The sequence below is a fragment of the Paenibacillus sp. sgz302148 genome, from assembly GCF_056120465.1.
Genome location: NZ_JBVYOJ010000057.1, coordinates 1 through 1202, shown reverse-complemented (window position 1 = coordinate 1202; position 1202 = coordinate 1). Strand labels below are relative to the sequence as shown.

At 46.8% G+C, this 1202-nt stretch carries 1 protein-coding gene; it reads right to left on the bottom strand.

Annotated features, from left to right (window positions below):
- Positions 1–119: 119 nt before the first annotated feature.
- A complete protein-coding gene (locus AC0LWM_RS32355) occupies positions 120–1073 on the bottom strand; it encodes a tyrosine-type recombinase/integrase (protein WP_474679163.1) in 954 nt (317 codons plus the stop codon).
- Positions 1074–1202 lie beyond the last annotated feature (129 nt).

Sequence of the window (1202 nt, the reverse complement as noted above, 5' to 3'; positions counted from 1 at the left end):
TCGTACAAATCTTGTTGTTCGACATTTTCTCTAAAATTTTGGTAAAATGCGACATACCATTTTCCATATTATCAGATTTTCGGATAAAAAACTATATCTCGTCAAGATAGTTCGTAGAATCACATGATATCCCTCAGGCAGTCCTCGACAAAATCCGGGGCTGCTTTTTTGATTTGATCAACCGTATGCATGTACCGCTGCGTCGTATTGATTTGCGCATGGCCGAGCGTCTCTTGTACTTGCTGAAGCGAGGCACCGTTAAGCAGGGCCAAGGTTGCGTTCGTATGGCGCAGCCAGTGAGGCGTTACTTTTTTGCCTAAATCGCAAAGCTCTCGGGCTGTCTGAAAAATCCGTTCCACTTGTCGGGTTGTAATAGGGAATACCCGCTCATTGCGGCTTTGTCCTGCCCTGGGGTAATTGGGCATATTTTGGAACAGATCCCATAGTGATTTCGGTACTTTAACCTCGCGCTGCTTGCCGCCCTTGCCTTCCATAACCGTTAACCAGACGGAAGTGTCGGACGGGTCGCTATGAAAATCCTCCCATTTAATCGAAATCAATTCCGAGACGCGAAGCCCTAGCAGCACTAGCGCTACGCCAATTACATAATCTCGCTCCCCCTGTTTTTTCAATTGATCGATCAAGCGGCTAACCTCTCGTTTCGTTAAGTAGTGCTTCGTACTTGTGACGGTGACCTTCGGCGTTTTGATGCAAGTCGTCGGGTTATGGCTGAAGATCCCGATATTGGGGTCGCTTCCCCATTTGTACAGTGATCGAAGCGGGGCGATGAGATTGGCAACGGTGGCCGGGGCGTGCGACTTGCCTGTTTTGCTGCCGAATCCTTTGATTAAGCCGATTTTGAATACCTCGATTTGTCGCCATGTCACTTTGCCAAGCGGATGATAACCGATAAATTGCATGAATTGAGCGATTGCATTTCTGTAATTTCTCAACGTGTAAGGTGAACGATCGCAAGTGGCCAGGAACATGTTCACGATTTGCTCATCGGTGTATACATCGCCGGTGTAATCCCGATAAACGGCAGGATGAAGGGAAGTATTTTGCGGATGCATGATGCTGGGTCCTCCTTTTTTGTCGAACAACAAGATTTGTACGAAATCCATTTTACCGAACTTTTCCTAAACATACATCAAGGAGGGACCAAATGACACAAAGTGAAGCCAAAAGGGTAAACGTGTGAT